The following is a 15832-nucleotide window of genomic DNA, read 5'->3' on the forward strand; positions in this document are numbered from 1 at the left end:
GCAGGCTGCAGAATTATTCGTAATTTTGCAGCCTGTTACGTGATATTATATTCTAACAATTATATTTAAACTAAAATGAAAAAAGGTATTCATCCAGAAAACTATCGCCCCGTCGTATTCAAGGATATGTCCAACGGCGATATGTTCCTTACACGTTCTACATGCAAGACTACAGAGACAGTAGAATTTGAAGGTGAGACTTATCCGGTGGTAAAAGTCGAAATTTCCAGTTCATCACATCCGTTCTACACAGGTAAGAACAAGCTTGTTGACTCTGCCGGTCGTGTGGATAAGTTCATGAGCCGTTACGGTAAGACACGCAAATAAATATATCATATATATTTAACTATATAAGGAAAGTGTGTTCATGCGTAGTTGCATATACGCAGGAATACACTTTTTTTATTCTTTATATTTCAGGAGAACAATTATTCACCCCATAACACCATATTTATGAAACAACTGAAATATCTTATTTATCTGTTGAGTTTCGTTTTTGCACTGTATTCATGCAACAGCGATGACGACAACAATGGCGACGGTGGCAGTGGCACAGCGCCCACTGAAGTAAACGCAAACAGGAATGTAGTTACTACAGATGCCGCGGTTGCCAGACTCGAATTTCCAAAATTGAAAGGCGGAAACAGCATTGTGCTTGTAAACAGAACAACCGGCGACAAGCAGTACGACCGCGACGAAGTGAACTATTGCGTTGAATGGGACTGCGACAAAAAGGCCCAGCGCTGGTCGTGCTATCAGATGCACCGCGGCTATACAGGCAATTACAGCCGGGTGGTTGACGGCTATCTGTTCGATCCGAAGCTCTCAAGCTCTCAATATCTCGACAAAGATTATTTCTACGGTTCTGGATTCGACCACGGCCACATCTGCCCCAACGCCGACAGGAAATATTCATACAAAGCCAATGAACAGACATTCTATCTCACCAACATGCAGCCGCAATACCGCAAGTTCAACGGTTACAGCTCGTCAGGACAGGACCAGGGCGAAGGTCTTTGGGTGAGAATGGAAGACAAAGTAAGAAGCTGGTCGCCCAATGCCACCACCGATACACTCTACGTCTGCAAGGGAGGCACCATAGACAAGGAAAGCAACATCATCAAGAGAGTGCAGGGAAAACTCATTGTTCCCAAATATTTCTTCATGGCATGTCTGCTGAAGAACAGCCAGGGCTACCGTGCCATAGCGTTCTGGGCAGAGCAGAAAAACGAGTGGAAAACGTATGATGACCTTGCCGATTACGCCATAACAATAGACGAACTGGAACAGAAGACCGGCATTGATTTCTTCTGCAATCTTCCCGACAAAACCGAAAACGAGGTTGAAAGCAAGATTGCCATCAAGGCATGGGGACTTTAACAGACGATGAATACCAACATGTTGTCATCCATTATAACCGATGACGGCATATAAAAAGCAACAGGCAGGAACATCATTTGCTCCTGCCTGTTGCTTTTTATGTCCGTTATGATATTGCCATGCCATCTGTTTCAGCATAGGCCTGACAGAATAACAAACTGCCTTTATCCATCAAGCCGGTATCAACCACTGTTTTCTTCGTCTGCAATACAGTCTGTTTTAAGCTCTGATACAGCCCGTTTCAGGGTGCGATATGGGCTTTATCAGGCATCGATACGGGCCGTTTCATACCGTCGTTCGGGCTCTTTCAGAACGCCGTATGGGCTTTATCTCCCGGCAGGCGTCCGGACTTCCGTCCGGACGGCCTTTTCTTCGGCACTCCGGCAGCCCGCATCATGCCGGTCTGCGCTCTACTTTCTACTTCTGAACTTCAGATTCTCCGTATATTTGAGCTTTATGCTGTCATTGTCCGCTGCAGCCTTTTTCTGCGTTGTCCACGGCAGTGAAGGTTTGGCCCATGTGGTGCGCACACAGTCGAAATAGATGAGTTCGTCGTTGTTCACACCCTCCATCACTCCATTGAAGTAATCGTCACTGAGGCTGAATCCGGAAGTCTGACTGTTTCCATGCGAATCCAGAACGAATGTATATCCGCTGCCGTCATATCTTATATGTATATCTCCCGACCGAGGATCGATATACCATGAGAAACGCAGTTCCTGACTTTCGTTGCCTACATAGTCTATCTCACGTCCCCGTCCGTTCAGCGAGCGGCTGTTGTACTGGTCAAACTCAAAGTAGACATACATGTCCACATAAACGCGGTGTCCGAAGTCGTCGGTATATTCATTTCTCATTGTTCCTTCCCAATGACCGCGCAGAGTGCTCGCCATGAGCTTCAGACGCTCCGTACCATAGTCGAACGCATCGTCATACCAGTTATAGTCATAATACCAGTCTTCGTAATAATCGTAGTAATCCCATCCCCACGGATCATCACAACTTGTGAAAGAGAACGGCAGCACTCCAAATACCAGAGTCGCCCAAAAGAGTTTCAAGTGTTTCATAGCTGTATGTTTTTTTATTGATTTTATTCTACTGCAAAGATATCGAAATTCATGATACACCGCAAAGGTGAATTTCATATTTGTCAATAGGAATTTCCCTAAAGTTTATGCGGATTTTCCTACCATTTAGATTAATTTATGCCCAAAGCGTTGTTCTTACTCGTTTAAAATCCTTATCTTTGTCGCATAAAGACAAACCAACTAAGAAAAAATGAAAACCGTTTACGATTTCTCAGTAAAAGACAGAAAAGGAAAATACGTATCATTGAAAGAGTATGCCAACGAAGTGCTGCTCATTGTCAACACCGCGACCAAATGCGGTTTCACTCCACAATACGAAGAGCTCGAGAAACTCTATGAAAAATACCACTCACAAGGTTTCGAAATACTCGACTTCCCGTGCAACCAGTTCGGCCAGCAGGCTCCGGGCACAGACGAATCAATACACAACTTCTGCAAACTGACATACGGAACAGAGTTCCCGCGTTTCAAGAAACTCAAGGTAAACGGCGAAGACGCCGACCCACTCTACAAGTTCCTGCAACAGCAGAAAGGCTTCGCCGGTTGGGACGAGAGCCATCCGCTCACTCCGGTTCTTGAGAAACTGCTTTCCGAGGCCGACCCTGACTACAAACAGAAAGCCGACATCAAATGGAACTTCACAAAATTCCTGATAAACAAGAAAGGCATGGTTGTGGCACGTTTCGAACCCACTGAAAGCATCGAAAACATTTCAAAACAAATAGAAGAACTCCTTTAAGACTATGGCAAACAGAGAACATACACGCTGTCTCATCATAGGCAGCGGCCCGGCCGGATACACTGCGGCCATCTACGCCGGACGCGCCAACCTGCATCCGATGGTTTACTGCGGTCTGCAGACAGGCGGCCAGCTAACACAGACAACAATGGTGGAAAACTTCCCCGGCTATCCGCAGGGCGTTGACGGCAACCAGATGATGCTGGATCTGCGCAACCAGGCAGAGCGTTTCGACGCCGACGTGCGCGACGGAATAATTGTCAAGGCCGACCTTTCCAAGGCTCCCTACCTTCTCACCACAGACCGCGGCGACGAGATTGAGGCCGACACAGTGATTATTGCTACAGGAGCGAGCGCAAAATATCTCGGTCTCGACGACGAGAAAAAATACAACGGACAGGGCGTCAGCGCCTGCGCCACATGCGACGGATTTTTCTATCGCAAGAAGACAGTGGCTGTCGTAGGCGGCGGCGATACCGCATGCGAAGAGGCCGACTACCTCTCACACATGTGCAACAAGGTATATATGATTGTGCGCAAACCTTATCTGCGCGCATCAGAAGCAATGAAGCGCCGTGTGGAGAACAACGAGAAGATAGAAATACTCTACGAACACAACACCGTGGGTCTCTACGGCGAAAGCGGCGTAGAAGGCGCTCACGTGGTGAAACGCAAAGGCGAGCCTGACGAAGAGCGCTACGATCTGCCCATCGACGGATTCTTCCTCGCCATCGGTCACAAACCTAACACCGACGTGTTCCGTGAGTGGCTCGACCTCGACGAGGCCGGATACATACAGACCATCGACGGCACACCGCGCACAAAGATACCCGGAGTGTTCGCTGCAGGCGACTGCGCCGACTCCGTATACCGTCAGGCCATCGTGGCAGCAGGCTCAGGATGCAAAGCCGCTCTTGAGGCTGAGCGCTATCTCGCTGCTGCCGGCAAATAACCGTACGGCATGTCTGCGCGCCACACAAGCAGCCCAACGGAGAATTATCCACGGGCACACAATGACTGAACAATACATGAACAAATATGCAAAAAGGCAATGCCCGCTCCGGGACATTGCCTTTTTACGTCTTTATTCTGTAACATAGGTGGCGCCATCATAACATTTCCTATTCCACCCAACTGTCTTTTCTCACCGTCTCAACGCGCCTTCTCCACATTCATACTTTCCACGTCAGCTTCCTTTCTGCCCGTTATCCACAGTCCTGCAAAAGTCAGCAGACCGTTGAGCATCAGCAGTTCATAGCCGAAAGTATAGCCGAACATAGTTTTTGAAAGACTGTCCACCGCAAAACAAATCACCGGCGAAGCCACCGCTATCCACGGCACCATGTGCCCCGACACACCCCGTCTGGTGAGCAGACCGTAGGCAAACAGTCCCAACAACGGTCCGTATGTGTATGAACACAGCACATATATGGCATCAATCACACTCGTGCTGTTGAGCGAATGGAACAGAAGTATGAACACAACAAAAGCCACCGACATGGCGAAATGCACCTTCTTGCGCAGTTTCTCGTCGCCGGGACGTGAACGCAGGTCCACACAATAGCTTGTAGTGAGAGCCGTAAGTGCAGAGTCGGCACTCGAGAACGACGACGCCACCACACCAACCGTGAACATCACCACCACAGCCATGCCCATCCGTCCGGTAGCGGCAAACATGGGCAACAGTTCGTCGCCCGCCGCAGGCAACGCCACTCCATCCTTCGCCGCAAGCGCCACGAGCAGCACACCGAGCGAGAGAAACAGCAGATTGGCAGGCACAAAGGCGAAGCCATAGGTGCACATGTCCTTCTGAGCCTCGCGCAACGTCTTGCACGTCAGGTTCTTCTGCATCATGTCCTGATCCAGTCCTGTCATCACAATCACGATGAATATGCCGCTGAGAAACTGTTTCCAGAAGTTCTGTTTCGTCATCCAGTCGTCGAACACGAACATCCGGCTGCGGCTGTCGGCGGCCACCATATCCACCGCCTCGCCCATACTCATGCCCAGATGGCGCGCCACATTATATATAATAAGTATCAGAGCGGCAAACATACAGAGCGTCTGGAACGTATCAGTCCACACAAGTGTTTTTATGCCTCCGCGCCGGGTGTAAAGCCATATGAGCCCCACCATGGCCACAACCGTCACCACGAACGGCACACCCAGGGCATCGAGCACGAAGCGTTGCAGTATGACGCACACCACATAGAAGCGTACCGCCGAGCCCGTCATCTTCGACAACAGGAAGAAAGCGGCCCCTGTCCTGTAAGCCTGACGCCCGAGCCTGTGGTCCAGATAAGTATATATGGTTGTGAGCCTCAGCCTGTAGTAAACCGGCAGCAGGACGAATGCTACGACGAAATAGCCGAATATGAAACCTATACAGGTCTGAATGTACGTCATGTCGCTCGTAAGCACCATGCCGGGAACGCTCACAAAGGTAATGCCCGATATCGACGCGCCCACCATACCGAAGGCAACCATATACCACGGCGACCGTCTGTTACCACTGAAGAAAGTACTGTTGTCGGCTCTGCGGCCCGTCACATGGCTTATGAGCAGCAGAACCAGAAAATATGCAAATAAAGTGTATAATATAATCATAAACAGATGCAAAGTTAACGATTTTATCATCAATTTGTCGTTTTTATAAATAAAATCGTTACATTTGCAACCATATTTACCAAAACGAGTAAAAATATGAACAGGCAGAAACGTTTTCTATTACAAGAGTCAGACATCCCCACACAGTGGTACAACATTCAGGCCGACATGCCTACCAAACCTCTTCCGCCTCTTAATCCGGCAACAAAAAAACCGCTCACGGCAGAAGACCTCGCGCATATATTCAGCCTGGAATGCAGCAAACAGGAACTTGACACCGAACATGCCTGGATAGACATACCCGAGGAGGTGCTCGACATGTACAAATACTACCGCGCCACTCCGCTCGTGCGTGCCTATGCACTGGAGAAAGCACTCGACACGCCTGCCCACATCTACTTCAAGAACGAAAGCGCAAACCCGCTCGGCTCGCACAAGATAAACTCCGCCCTGCCCCAATGCTACTACTGCCGCGAGGAGGGCGTAACCAACGTAACCACCGAAACCGGTGCCGGACAGTGGGGCGCAGCCCTGAGCTACGCCGCCAAGGTGTTCGGACTCGAGGCAGCCGTCTATCAGGTGAAGATAACACTCCACCAGAAACCCTACCGCGGAATAATAATGCGCACCTTCGGTGCCACCGTCACCGGTTCGCCTTCAATGTCGACACGTGCCGGAAAAGACATCATCACGCGCGACCCCAACAACTCCGGCTCGCTCGGCACAGCCATATCCGAGGCCATAGAGCTGGCCACCACCACACCCAACTGTAAGTATGCGCTCGGTTCGGTGCTCAACCACGTGGCCCTTCACCAGACCATCATAGGTCTTGAGGCAGAGAAGCAGATGGCCATGACCGGCGAATATCCCGACACGGTGATAGCATGTTTCGGCGGCGGAAGCAACTTCGGAGGCATAGCCTTCCCCTTCATGCGCCACAACATACTCGAAGGACGCAAGACCGAATTCATCGCAGCCGAACCGTCGAGCTGTCCTAAACTGACACGCGGCGAGTTCCGCTACGACTATGGCGACGAGGCCGGCTACACTCCGTTGCTGCCGATGTTCACCCTCGGCCACGACTTCAAACCGGCTAACATACACGCCGGCGGTCTGCGCTACCACGGTGCGGGAGTCATCATATCGCAACTGCTCAAGGACGGCATGATGCGCGGTGTGGACATTCCCCAACTCGAATCGTTTGAGGCGGGTCTCCTCTTCTCGCGCACTGAGGGCATAGTGCCAGCACCTGAGAGCTGTCACGCCATAGCCGCCACCATACGCGAGGCCAACAGATGCAAGGAGAGTGGCGAACAGAAGGTGATACTCTTCAACCTCAGCGGCCACGGACTCATCGACATGCCGTCGTATGACAGCTATCTCAACGGCGACCTTGCCAACTACAACATCAGCGACGAGGAGATACAGAAATATCTGGCCGGAGTGCCTAAAGTGGACTGAAACGACAGCACCCGCTCCGCATCGTCATTACTCATGCCCTACCGGACGACCCCAAACAGGACTGCAGACAATAAGATACAAACAGAGCGGGAACATCTATGACTCAAAACATAATGTAAAATACATACAAAGCGACAACCAGCAAAGTTGTCGCTTTTATTTTTCATCCTACCTCTCTGCCGGCACTCTCCATTTTGTATAAATATACAGTCGGTACCGAAACTGATGAATATTTATTCACCGTCAACTTCACGAGAGTGTCGATGAAAGTCAGAAAAAATTTTTTGCATGCATATACGCGAGTTTTAAAGACATAAGCCAATACTCTGTACATCAGTCGTTTACGCAAAAACGCGGTCTGATATGCTCCTTACGGCTGTCTGATAAAGCCTTTATCAGGGTGTGATAAAGCCCATTCCATCGCCTGATAAAGACTGTATGACCACCTCAAATGCTGCATTCCGCACCCTAATAAAGGCTCTTTCGCGCAACACGCATCAGAAAGCGACAAAGGAATTGTATTTATATTCATCTTTTATACAGATTTTACTGTTTTCGAACTTCTATTTTGAAAAATTTTATTGTCAAAATTTTTTACTTTCAGAAATGCATAAATATGCAAATACACACGCAGGATACACGTCCTACGTGTCCTTTCATCCTCCACACAAACAATACTGACAACATCTTAACACTAAAGAAAATGTTTTGAAAAAAATAATCTGTACCTTTGTATAAGAAAAAGGGGCGGAAGACTATCAGCCGCCGCTCCCGCAACAACGACAAACAAACATAATAATAAGACATTATGAAAGAAAAACTGTTGTTATACCTTTTTCTGACTTTTGGACTCATGAGCATGAAGGCCGGAGACACTACGTCGATAACAATCAAAGGTTATGTGAAAGACGCAACCGGAAAAGGCATAAAGGGCGTTGTGGTGAACAACGGAACCAACTTCACCATCACAGACAAGAAAGGTGCATGGACTCTGCCTACAGACACTCTTGTCAGCAAATTCATCAGCATCAGCACCCCGGCCAACTACACGCTGCCGGCTGTCAACGGCATAGCGCGCGGTTTCTACAAAACCGTACGCACGGCCATGAAGACAGAACAGAACGTGTTTGTACTCAACAAACGTGAGAAACCCGTCACAAGCTTCCACTACATCGCAATATCCGACCCTCAGCTGCGTACGGCGTCGGACTTGAAACGCTGGACCACGGAAACGGTGAAAGACATCATGCAGAGCGCCGACTCGCTCAAACGCACTGGTGACGTGGTGGCCATGACACTTGGCGACCTTGTGTTCGACAACATGCCCTTCCTGAGCAAGTTCGAGACGTCACTGCGCAACAACAGGATGACCGTGTTTCAGTGTATAGGCAACCACGACTTCAACAAGGCATACGCCAGTGCCGCCAACCAGCAGCCTGGAGCGGCCAACTATGCCGAGAAGAACTTCTGCCAACAGTTCGGCCCGCTGAACTATTCGTTCAACATAGGCAAGGTGCACGTAGTGACGATAAACAACATCAACTACAAGGGCAACCACAAATATGAGGAGACCATCATGCCCGCCGACATGGAATGGCTGAAAAAAGACCTCAGCTACGTGCCCGACAGCATGCTCATTCTGATAAACATGCATGCGCCGGTGTGGAACAATTATGAGAAGAAAGACAACATAACCAATGCAGACGAGCTGAAAGAAGCGCTGGCAGGACGCAACGTGCACGTGTTCTGCGGGCACACTCACTTCTATGAAAACGTGGAGGTGACCGAGCGGCTCTATCAGCACAACATAGGCGCAGCGTGCGGAGCATGGTGGACAAGCAACATGAACCGATGCGGAGCACCAAACGGTTATCTGATAGCCGACATCAACGGAACAAACATAAAATGGAGCTATAAGGGCACAAACCGCCCACCCGAGTATCAGATGCGCCTTTACAAGGTTGGTGAGTTCCGCACACAAAACACGTACGTAGTGGCCAATATATGGGACTGGGACTCTCATTGCCGCGTCGCATGGTATCAGGACGGTAAATACATGGGACGCATGGAGCAGATAAGCGACGACGACGAGATGTTCCTGCGCACCAAACCTCTGCCGGCACAGATATGCAAGACGCGCCATCTTTTCAGGGCAAAACCCACGGGAAGATACCGCAACATAAAGGTGGTGTTCACCAATCGGTTCGGCAAAGAGTACAGCCAGACCATAGTAAATGAAGGTCCGCGGCCGGCGATAACCGACTTCAAACTGAAGAAATAAAACAACACTGAATGCAAAAGCGGCAGCCCTTACGGGTTGCCGCTTTTGTTTAACGGTCTATGTCGCGCAACACCGCCACGGCGTCACCAACAGTCTTCACACCGGAAACTATCATTATGTGCTTGCCAGAAATCTCTTTCAGATTGCAGCGCCGCGGATTGTTACCTATATAGCGCAGCACTTTGTCGAAAGCCTGACTCTTGTAGTATGCACTGGCTGTATTTGATACGAACTGCATGCGCATGCTGTCCTGTTTCAGAATGAGTTTCTCACATCCCAGACGCTTGCCCAATCGCCTCAGCGGAACCACCTGCAGGAGTTCCTCTCCTTCGTGAGGCACAGGACCGAAACGGTCGATGAGCCGCTGGCGATAGTCATCAAGCTCACGGTCGTCGGTGATATTGTCAAGCTCACGGTAGAGCAACATGCGCTCGCTGCTGCCAGGAACGTAGGTGTCGGGGAAGTACATCTCCAGATCGCTCTCTACGGCGCAGTCCTCCACAAAGTCGTCGCCGGATAGCTGTCTGCCGTCGGCTATCTCCTCAGCATATATATCGGCAAACTCATCATTCTTCAGTTCTGTAACCGCCTGATTCAGAATTTTCTGGTAGGTTTCATATCCCAGGTCTTCCATAAATCCGCTCTGCTCGGCTCCAAGCAAGTTGCCCGCACCACGTATGTCAAGGTCTTGCATGGCCAGATTGAATCCGCTGCCAAGGTCGGAGAATGTCTCCAGTGCCTCAAGACGGCGGCGTGCCTCAGGCGTGAGCACCGATTTGGGCGGCGCAAGCAGATAACAGAACGCCTTGCGGTTGGAACGTCCCACACGTCCGCGCATCTGATGAAGGTCTGACAGACCGAATCGGTGGGCGTCGTTTATTATAATGGTGTTGGCGTTGGATATGTCGATACCGTTCTCCACAATGGTGGTGGAGAGCAGTACGTCGTAGTCGTAGTTCATGAATCCCATGAGTATCTTTTCCAATTCGTCGGGATTCATCTGTCCGTGTCCTATAGCCACGCGTGCGTCAGGCACGTATCTGTGTATGAGGTTTGCTATCTCCGGCAGATTGGATATGCGGTCGTTGACAAAATATACCTGTCCGTTGCGGCTCATCTCGAAGTTTATAGCATCGGCAATTATCTCATGGCCGTAAGTGGCAAGCTCCGTCTGTATGGGATAACGGTTGGGAGGCGGAGTGCGCATGATGCTCATATCGCGTGCTCCCATGAGCGAGAACTGCAGGGTGCGCGGTATAGGTGTGGCCGACATCGTGAGCGTGTCGACATTGGTCTTCAGCTTGCGCAGCTTCTCCTTTGTAGATACGCCGAACTTCTGTTCCTCATCGATGATGAGCAGTCCGAGGTCGTGCCATACAACAGATTTGCCTATCAGTTTGTGCGTTCCAACAAGAATATCTATCTTTCCGTCCTTCAGGTCCTCAATGACCTGCCGTGTCTGTTTGGCTGAACGTGCACGAGAGAGATAATCAACGCGTACCGGCAGATCGCGCAGACGGTCGCGGAAGGTCTGGTAATGCTGAAAAGCCAGCACCGTGGTGGGCACAAGCACAGCCACCTGTTTATTGTCACAGGCTGCCTTGAAGGCGGCACGCACGGCCACCTCGGTCTTACCGAAGCCCACGTCGCCGCAAACAAGACGGTCCATTGGACGCGAGCTCTCCATGTCGGCCTTCACCTCCTGCGTGGCCTTGAGCTGGTCGGGAGTATCCTCATAAAGGAAGCTGGCCTCCAGTTCGTGCTGCATGAAAGTGTCGGCACTGAAGGCAAAGCCCTTCTCATGACGGCGTTTGGCATACAGTTTTATGAGGTCTCGCGCAATGTCCTTGATACGTTTCTTGGTGCGCTCCTTCAGTCTGTCCCACGCTCCTGTGCCAAGTGTACTCAGGCGTGGTGGGTCGCCGGCCCCGTTGCGACGGTATTTCGAAATCTTGTATAGCGAATGTATCGACACATCCACTATGTCGCCATGCTGGTAAATGATACGTATTGCCTCCTTGTACGAGTCGCCTGCAGGCACTCTTACAAGGCCACCGAACTTGCCGATACCGAAATCCACATGCACAATAAAGTCGCCCGGCTCCATCTCCTGAAGCTCTTTCATGGTGAGAGCCATCTTGCCCGAGCGTGCAGTATCGCTGCGCAGACTGTACTTATGGAAGCGGTCGAATATCTGGTGGTCGGTAAAGAAGCATGCACGCAGGTCGTTGTCGGCGAATCCTTCGTGCAGGGTTTTGTCCACCGGTTCGAACTTTATGTCGTAGTCGCGGGCCTTTATCTCTTCGCTGTCGAATATGTCGCGCAGACGTTTTGTCTGCTTCTCGCTGTCGGCAAGGATGTAGAGCTTATAGCCCATGAGGCGGTAATCCTCGAGAGAACGGGTAAGAAGATCGAAATTCTTATGGAATAGCGGTTGCGGAGTGATGTTGAATGTGATGGTTGCATCGGGCGTACCTGTGGCATTATGACCTATCTCGATACGGCGGAAAGAGGTAATCTCTTCTGAGAACCGAGTGCCACTGACAAGCTGATTGTCGCGACGCATGTCACGCATTATCTCTGCCTGCTCGGTCTCTGTGGCTCCTTCAAGCCGTTCGGTCATGGCTTGCGACGAGAAACCTTCCTGATATATACGCCCGACAGTCTCACGCAGATAGAGCATATCCTTCACCACGAGAAGTGTGTCGGATGGAAGAAACGAAGTGAAAGGCATCTTCTCGTCAGCCATACGTGCCAGTTCGGGCACGATCTCTACGGTGTCCCGCTTGTCGCGGGAGAGCTGATCCTGCACTTCAAATGTGCGTATGGTATCTATCTCATTGCCGAAAAAGTCTATTCGGAAAGGCCACTCCGAACTGAAGGAATATACATCCATAATGCTGCCACGCACTGCGAACTGACCTGGTTCGTAAACATAGTCAACCTCAGAGAAACCGAACTCGCGCAGCGTGCGCTGTACCTCAACAAGGTCAACGGTCTGTCCGGCAGAAAGAGTAAGTGTGCGTTCGTCGAGCCGGGTTTTGGAAACAACGAGCTCGCTCACCGCTTCAGGACAGCTTACAATATATAATGACGACTGTTTCTCGGTTCTGCGGCGCGCCAGACGGCTGAGTACCTCGGTGCGCAATATTTCGCTTGCAGCATCACGCTGACCATATTTCACGGCACGACGGTAGGAAGACGGAAAGAAGAACACGTCGTCCTGCCCCATTATCTGCGTAAGATCATGATAGAAATAACCGGCTTCGTCAGCATCCTGAAGAATGAACACAACTGTCTTGCCGAGTTTTCCGGCAATGGCAGAAAACAATACAGGCGCGGCCGAAGCCGACAGGCCCTGCAGAAAGAGCGTCCGGACAGAATCCTGACCCAAAGCCTGGAGAATGGCGCCGCATTGCGGCAACGCGCCGTATACGGACTTTATATCGTTTATTTTCATTATTCTGCTATCTTCGGATATTTCCTGAACCAGCCGTCCCAACGCAGACGCATCACGCCGAAGAAAGCCTCGCCGAAGATTCCACCGCTCATTTTGCTCGTGCCCTCACGACGATTGACAAAGACAACCGGTACCTCCTTTATCTTAAAACCTATCTTGTAGGCTGTATATTTCATCTCAATCTGGAAGCCGTAGCCCTTGAAACGCACCTCGTCGAGCGGTATTGTCTGAAGCACACGGCGACGATAGCACTTGAAACCGGCTGTGGTGTCATGCACCTTGAAGCCTGTAACAAAACGCACATACTGCGACGCGAAATAACTCATGAGCACACGACTCATAGGCCAATTCACCACATTGACACCACTTACATAGCGCGAGCCTATAGCAAGATCGTAGCCCTCGTCATGGCATGCCGAATAAAGGCGTGGCAGATCGGCCGGATCATGACTGAAATCGGCATCCATTTCGAAGATGTATTCATAATCGTGCTGGAGCGCCCATTTGAATCCTGTGATATATGCTGTGCCCAATCCGAGCTTGCCGGAACGCTCAATGATGAAAAGGCGATCGGCAAACTCTCCAGCCATAAGCCGCTTCACAATGGCAGCCGTACCGTCGGGACTGCCGTCGTCGATCACAAGTATGTGGAAGAACTTCTCAAGAGCGAATATCGCTCTGATTATTTTCTCGATGTTCTCTTTCTCGTTATATGTCGGTATAATTATTACACTGTCACTGCGGTTCATCGTCGTATCGTATTATTAACATTGCAAACTTACATAAAAAAACTCATAGTATGTATCTGTTGCGTCATAAAAAACTTTATCAGACAAAATAAAACAGAACGGCACAACACCTTCTGCATCAGGCTGACTCACTGGTCGGGATTGTCGACCGCACCCTGATACTCCGGCACAAGTCCGCTCATCACAACCTTATAGCTTGTCTCTTCCGCATGCTTTATGTTTTCCGGTCCCTGCCCTACAGGCATTATAGGCTTATGGATTGTGAGGCGCAATGGATTACGGCACACCCATTTCATATCGCGTGTACGGGGCATGATATTGAACGAACCGTTGATTGTAAGAGGTACAACAGGCAGTTGCAACTCGTCGGCAAGCATGAATGCACCGCGGCGGAACACTCCCATGTGGCCGGTGAACGTGCGTGCTCCCTCGGGGAAGACAACAAGTGACATACCGTCGCGAAGTGTATTGCGCGCCTTATCATAGGTCTCGCGTATCTTGCTCGGACCACGCTTGTCGACAAATATGTGGTGAGCGGCCTCACATGCCTTGCCTACAAACGGCACACTGCGCAACTGGCGCTTCATCATCCACTTGAAGTTACGTCCGAGGAATCCGTAGATAAGGAAAATGTCGAATGCACCCTGATGATTGGCCACAAACACATAGGAACTGTTTTTGTCGAGATTCTCACGTCCTTCCACCTTGACCGGCAGAAGAAGAATGCGCACAATGAACCACGCCCAACATTTTCCGGGATAATATCCCCAGAAATGTCCGTTGCCGATATGACAGCCAATAATAACCGTAACGGCTGTAAGCACAGTGAGAACTGCAATAAGAGGAAGTGCGATGCACAACTGATAAGCTCGATATAAATACTTCATGTATGATTTATTGTTTACTTGATTTTATGCAATGTGAAAACTACTATCTCGGGAGCAATACCGAAACGGAATGGCACAAGGCCGCCCACGCCGGTGGAGACATACAGAAAATGGCGCCCTTCTCGATAGAGTCCGCTATCCTCAACGCCGGAAAGCTGCGTCGGACGGTGTCCGAACATGCTTATCTGTCCGCCATGTGTATGACCGCTGAGAGTAAGACGCACATCTGACCCGGACAGTATGTAGCGACGCCATGCTGACGGATCGTGCTGCAACAGTACTATGAAAGTACCTGATGACACACCGGAAAGAGTCTTTTTAAGGTCGGACTTTTGTGGGAAAGGTGCCTTTCCGCCGTTTTCCTCGCCTGCAATAACTATGGAGTCAGAGCCACGGCGTATCACCCTATGCTCATTCATGAGAAGTGTCCAGCCATAGCTGCGCTCAAGAGAGATGAGCCTACGCTCGTTTGCCATACATATGGAAGAATCGGCATTCACGTATATGCTATAGTCATGATTGCCAAGCACCGAAAACACTCCATCCTTTGCTTTAATCGATGAGAGCTCCGTGTCATAACGGTTGAGTTCATCCGGCAACATGTTCTGTATGTCTCCGGTAAAGACCACGGCGTCGGCGTCGAGCGAGTTTATTGTCTCTACGGTGCGTTCGACCAATTCTGCCTCAATAGAACCGGCATGGAGGTCGGTGAACTGCACTATTCTGTATCCGTCGAAAGCAGACGGAAGATCATCAAAATAAAGGTTGACATGTTTCACAGTGAACTTACGTACACCTACGGTAGAACCATAAATGAGCATGTACAAGGAAAAAAGCACAAGTACAATGCCTACAAAATTGCCCCAGTTACGCTTCAGCGAAAAAACACGTCGTGCAATAAGACCTGCGAATGAGCACGTGACAAACAACAGTTTCGGCACTATGATAAGACCGAACATGAAAAGATATACATTAAGCCACGTCATATCACCAGGCGCGAAATCTCTTATAAGCGACAGACCGATAGTATAGGCAGTCATAATAATGCCCGGCACCCACCACAGCATGTGCTGCAGAAGGCTGAGATCGGTACGGCGACGCAGATAGCGGACATACACGTAGACATCAGGCAACACAATTGCCAACACAATAAAAATATATATCCTCGCTATCACTATGA

The 15832-nt window shown here is 50.1% G+C and carries 12 protein-coding genes; 6 read left to right on the plus strand and 6 right to left on the minus strand.

Annotated features, from left to right (window positions below):
- Positions 1-75: 75 nt before the first annotated feature.
- Both WKT13_RS08755 and WKT13_RS08760 read left to right on the plus strand, forming a co-directional pair.
- A complete protein-coding gene (locus tag WKT13_RS08755; protein ID WP_294460918.1) occupies positions 76-327 on the plus strand; it encodes a type B 50S ribosomal protein L31 in 252 nt (83 codons plus the stop codon).
- A gap of 126 nt (positions 328-453) precedes the next feature.
- A complete protein-coding gene (locus WKT13_RS08760) occupies positions 454-1380 on the plus strand; it encodes a DNA/RNA non-specific endonuclease (protein ID WP_340323590.1) in 927 nt (308 codons plus the stop codon).
- Positions 1381-1790: 410 nt separating this feature from the next.
- On the opposite strand, the gene WKT13_RS08765 is transcribed toward WKT13_RS08760, so the two are convergent.
- Positions 1791-2447, minus strand: a complete 657-nt coding sequence (locus WKT13_RS08765; RefSeq protein ID WP_340323591.1) for a hypothetical protein — start codon at positions 2445-2447, stop codon at positions 1791-1793.
- A 211-nt stretch (positions 2448-2658) separates the two neighbouring features.
- Here WKT13_RS08765 and WKT13_RS08770 point away from each other — a divergent pair, with 211 nt between their 5' ends.
- Positions 2659-3207: a glutathione peroxidase gene (locus WKT13_RS08770; RefSeq protein ID WP_340323592.1), complete on the plus strand. Its 549-nt coding sequence runs from the start codon at positions 2659-2661 to the stop codon at positions 3205-3207.
- Positions 3208-3211: 4 nt separating this feature from the next.
- A complete protein-coding gene (gene trxB, locus WKT13_RS08775) occupies positions 3212-4159 on the plus strand; it encodes a thioredoxin-disulfide reductase (protein WP_298618513.1) in 948 nt (315 codons plus the stop codon).
- Positions 4160-4359: 200 nt separating this feature from the next.
- Here the strand turns inward: trxB and WKT13_RS08780 are convergent, their stop codons facing one another.
- On the minus strand, positions 4360-5814 hold the full coding sequence (locus WKT13_RS08780; protein ID WP_340323593.1) for a sodium:solute symporter: 1455 nt from the start codon (positions 5812-5814) through the stop codon (positions 4360-4362).
- A 96-nt stretch (positions 5815-5910) separates the two neighbouring features.
- Here WKT13_RS08780 and WKT13_RS08785 point away from each other — a divergent pair, with 96 nt between their 5' ends.
- Both WKT13_RS08785 and WKT13_RS08790 read left to right on the plus strand, forming a co-directional pair.
- A complete protein-coding gene (locus tag WKT13_RS08785) occupies positions 5911-7275 on the plus strand; it encodes a TrpB-like pyridoxal phosphate-dependent enzyme (protein ID WP_298618517.1) in 1365 nt (454 codons plus the stop codon).
- An 808-nt stretch (positions 7276-8083) separates the two neighbouring features.
- Positions 8084-9556, plus strand: a complete 1473-nt coding sequence (locus WKT13_RS08790; protein ID WP_340323594.1) for a calcineurin-like phosphoesterase family protein — start codon at positions 8084-8086, stop codon at positions 9554-9556.
- A 49-nt stretch (positions 9557-9605) separates the two neighbouring features.
- Here the strand turns inward: WKT13_RS08790 and mfd are convergent, their stop codons facing one another.
- The 4 genes from mfd to WKT13_RS08810 all read right to left on the minus strand — a co-directional run bounded on the left by mfd (position 9606) and on the right by WKT13_RS08810 (position 15800).
- The gene (mfd, locus tag WKT13_RS08795) at positions 9606-13016 is read right to left on the minus strand and encodes a transcription-repair coupling factor (protein ID WP_340323595.1); all 3411 of its coding nucleotides are present in this window, start codon (positions 13014-13016) and stop codon (positions 9606-9608) included.
- A complete protein-coding gene (locus tag WKT13_RS08800; RefSeq protein ID WP_298618523.1) occupies positions 13016-13765 on the minus strand; it encodes a polyprenol monophosphomannose synthase in 750 nt (249 codons plus the stop codon). Before WKT13_RS08800 ends, mfd begins: the two co-directional genes overlap by 1 nt.
- A gap of 128 nt (positions 13766-13893) precedes the next feature.
- Positions 13894-14652 carry a lysophospholipid acyltransferase family protein gene (locus WKT13_RS08805; protein ID WP_340323596.1) on the minus strand — a complete coding sequence of 253 codons (759 nt, stop codon included), beginning with the start codon at positions 14650-14652 and terminating at the stop codon, positions 13894-13896.
- 14 nt (positions 14653-14666) lie between these two features.
- Positions 14667-15800: a metallophosphoesterase gene (locus tag WKT13_RS08810; protein WP_340323597.1), complete on the minus strand. Its 1134-nt coding sequence runs from the start codon at positions 15798-15800 to the stop codon at positions 14667-14669.
- Positions 15801-15832 lie beyond the last annotated feature (32 nt).

Origin of the sequence: Prevotella sp. HCN-7019, from assembly GCF_037890215.1 — a bacterium.
Lineage (GTDB): Bacteria > Bacteroidota > Bacteroidia > Bacteroidales > Bacteroidaceae > Prevotella.

Excerpts from the sequence above, each read along its gene's own strand:
- trxB (WP_298618513.1), top strand. The coding sequence starts at position 3,212 with ATGGCAAACAGAGAACATACACGCTGTCTCATCATAGGCAGCGGCCCG.
- WKT13_RS08800 (WP_298618523.1), bottom strand. The coding sequence starts at position 13,765 with ATGAACCGCAGTGACAGTGTAATAATTATACCGACATATAACGAGAAA.
- WKT13_RS08790 (WP_340323594.1), top strand. The coding sequence starts at position 8,084 with ATGAAAGAAAAACTGTTGTTATACCTTTTTCTGACTTTTGGACTCATG.
- WKT13_RS08765 (WP_340323591.1), bottom strand. The coding sequence starts at position 2,447 with ATGAAACACTTGAAACTCTTTTGGGCGACTCTGGTATTTGGAGTGCTG.
- WKT13_RS08785 (WP_298618517.1), top strand. The coding sequence starts at position 5,911 with ATGAACAGGCAGAAACGTTTTCTATTACAAGAGTCAGACATCCCCACA.
- WKT13_RS08780 (WP_340323593.1), bottom strand. The coding sequence starts at position 5,814 with ATGATTATATTATACACTTTATTTGCATATTTTCTGGTTCTGCTGCTC.
- WKT13_RS08760 (WP_340323590.1), top strand. The coding sequence starts at position 454 with ATGAAACAACTGAAATATCTTATTTATCTGTTGAGTTTCGTTTTTGCA.
- WKT13_RS08805 (WP_340323596.1), bottom strand. The coding sequence starts at position 14,652 with ATGAAGTATTTATATCGAGCTTATCAGTTGTGCATCGCACTTCCTCTT.
- WKT13_RS08770 (WP_340323592.1), top strand. The coding sequence starts at position 2,659 with ATGAAAACCGTTTACGATTTCTCAGTAAAAGACAGAAAAGGAAAATAC.
- mfd (WP_340323595.1), bottom strand. The coding sequence starts at position 13,016 with ATGAAAATAAACGATATAAAGTCCGTATACGGCGCGTTGCCGCAATGC.
- WKT13_RS08755 (WP_294460918.1), top strand. The coding sequence starts at position 76 with ATGAAAAAAGGTATTCATCCAGAAAACTATCGCCCCGTCGTATTCAAG.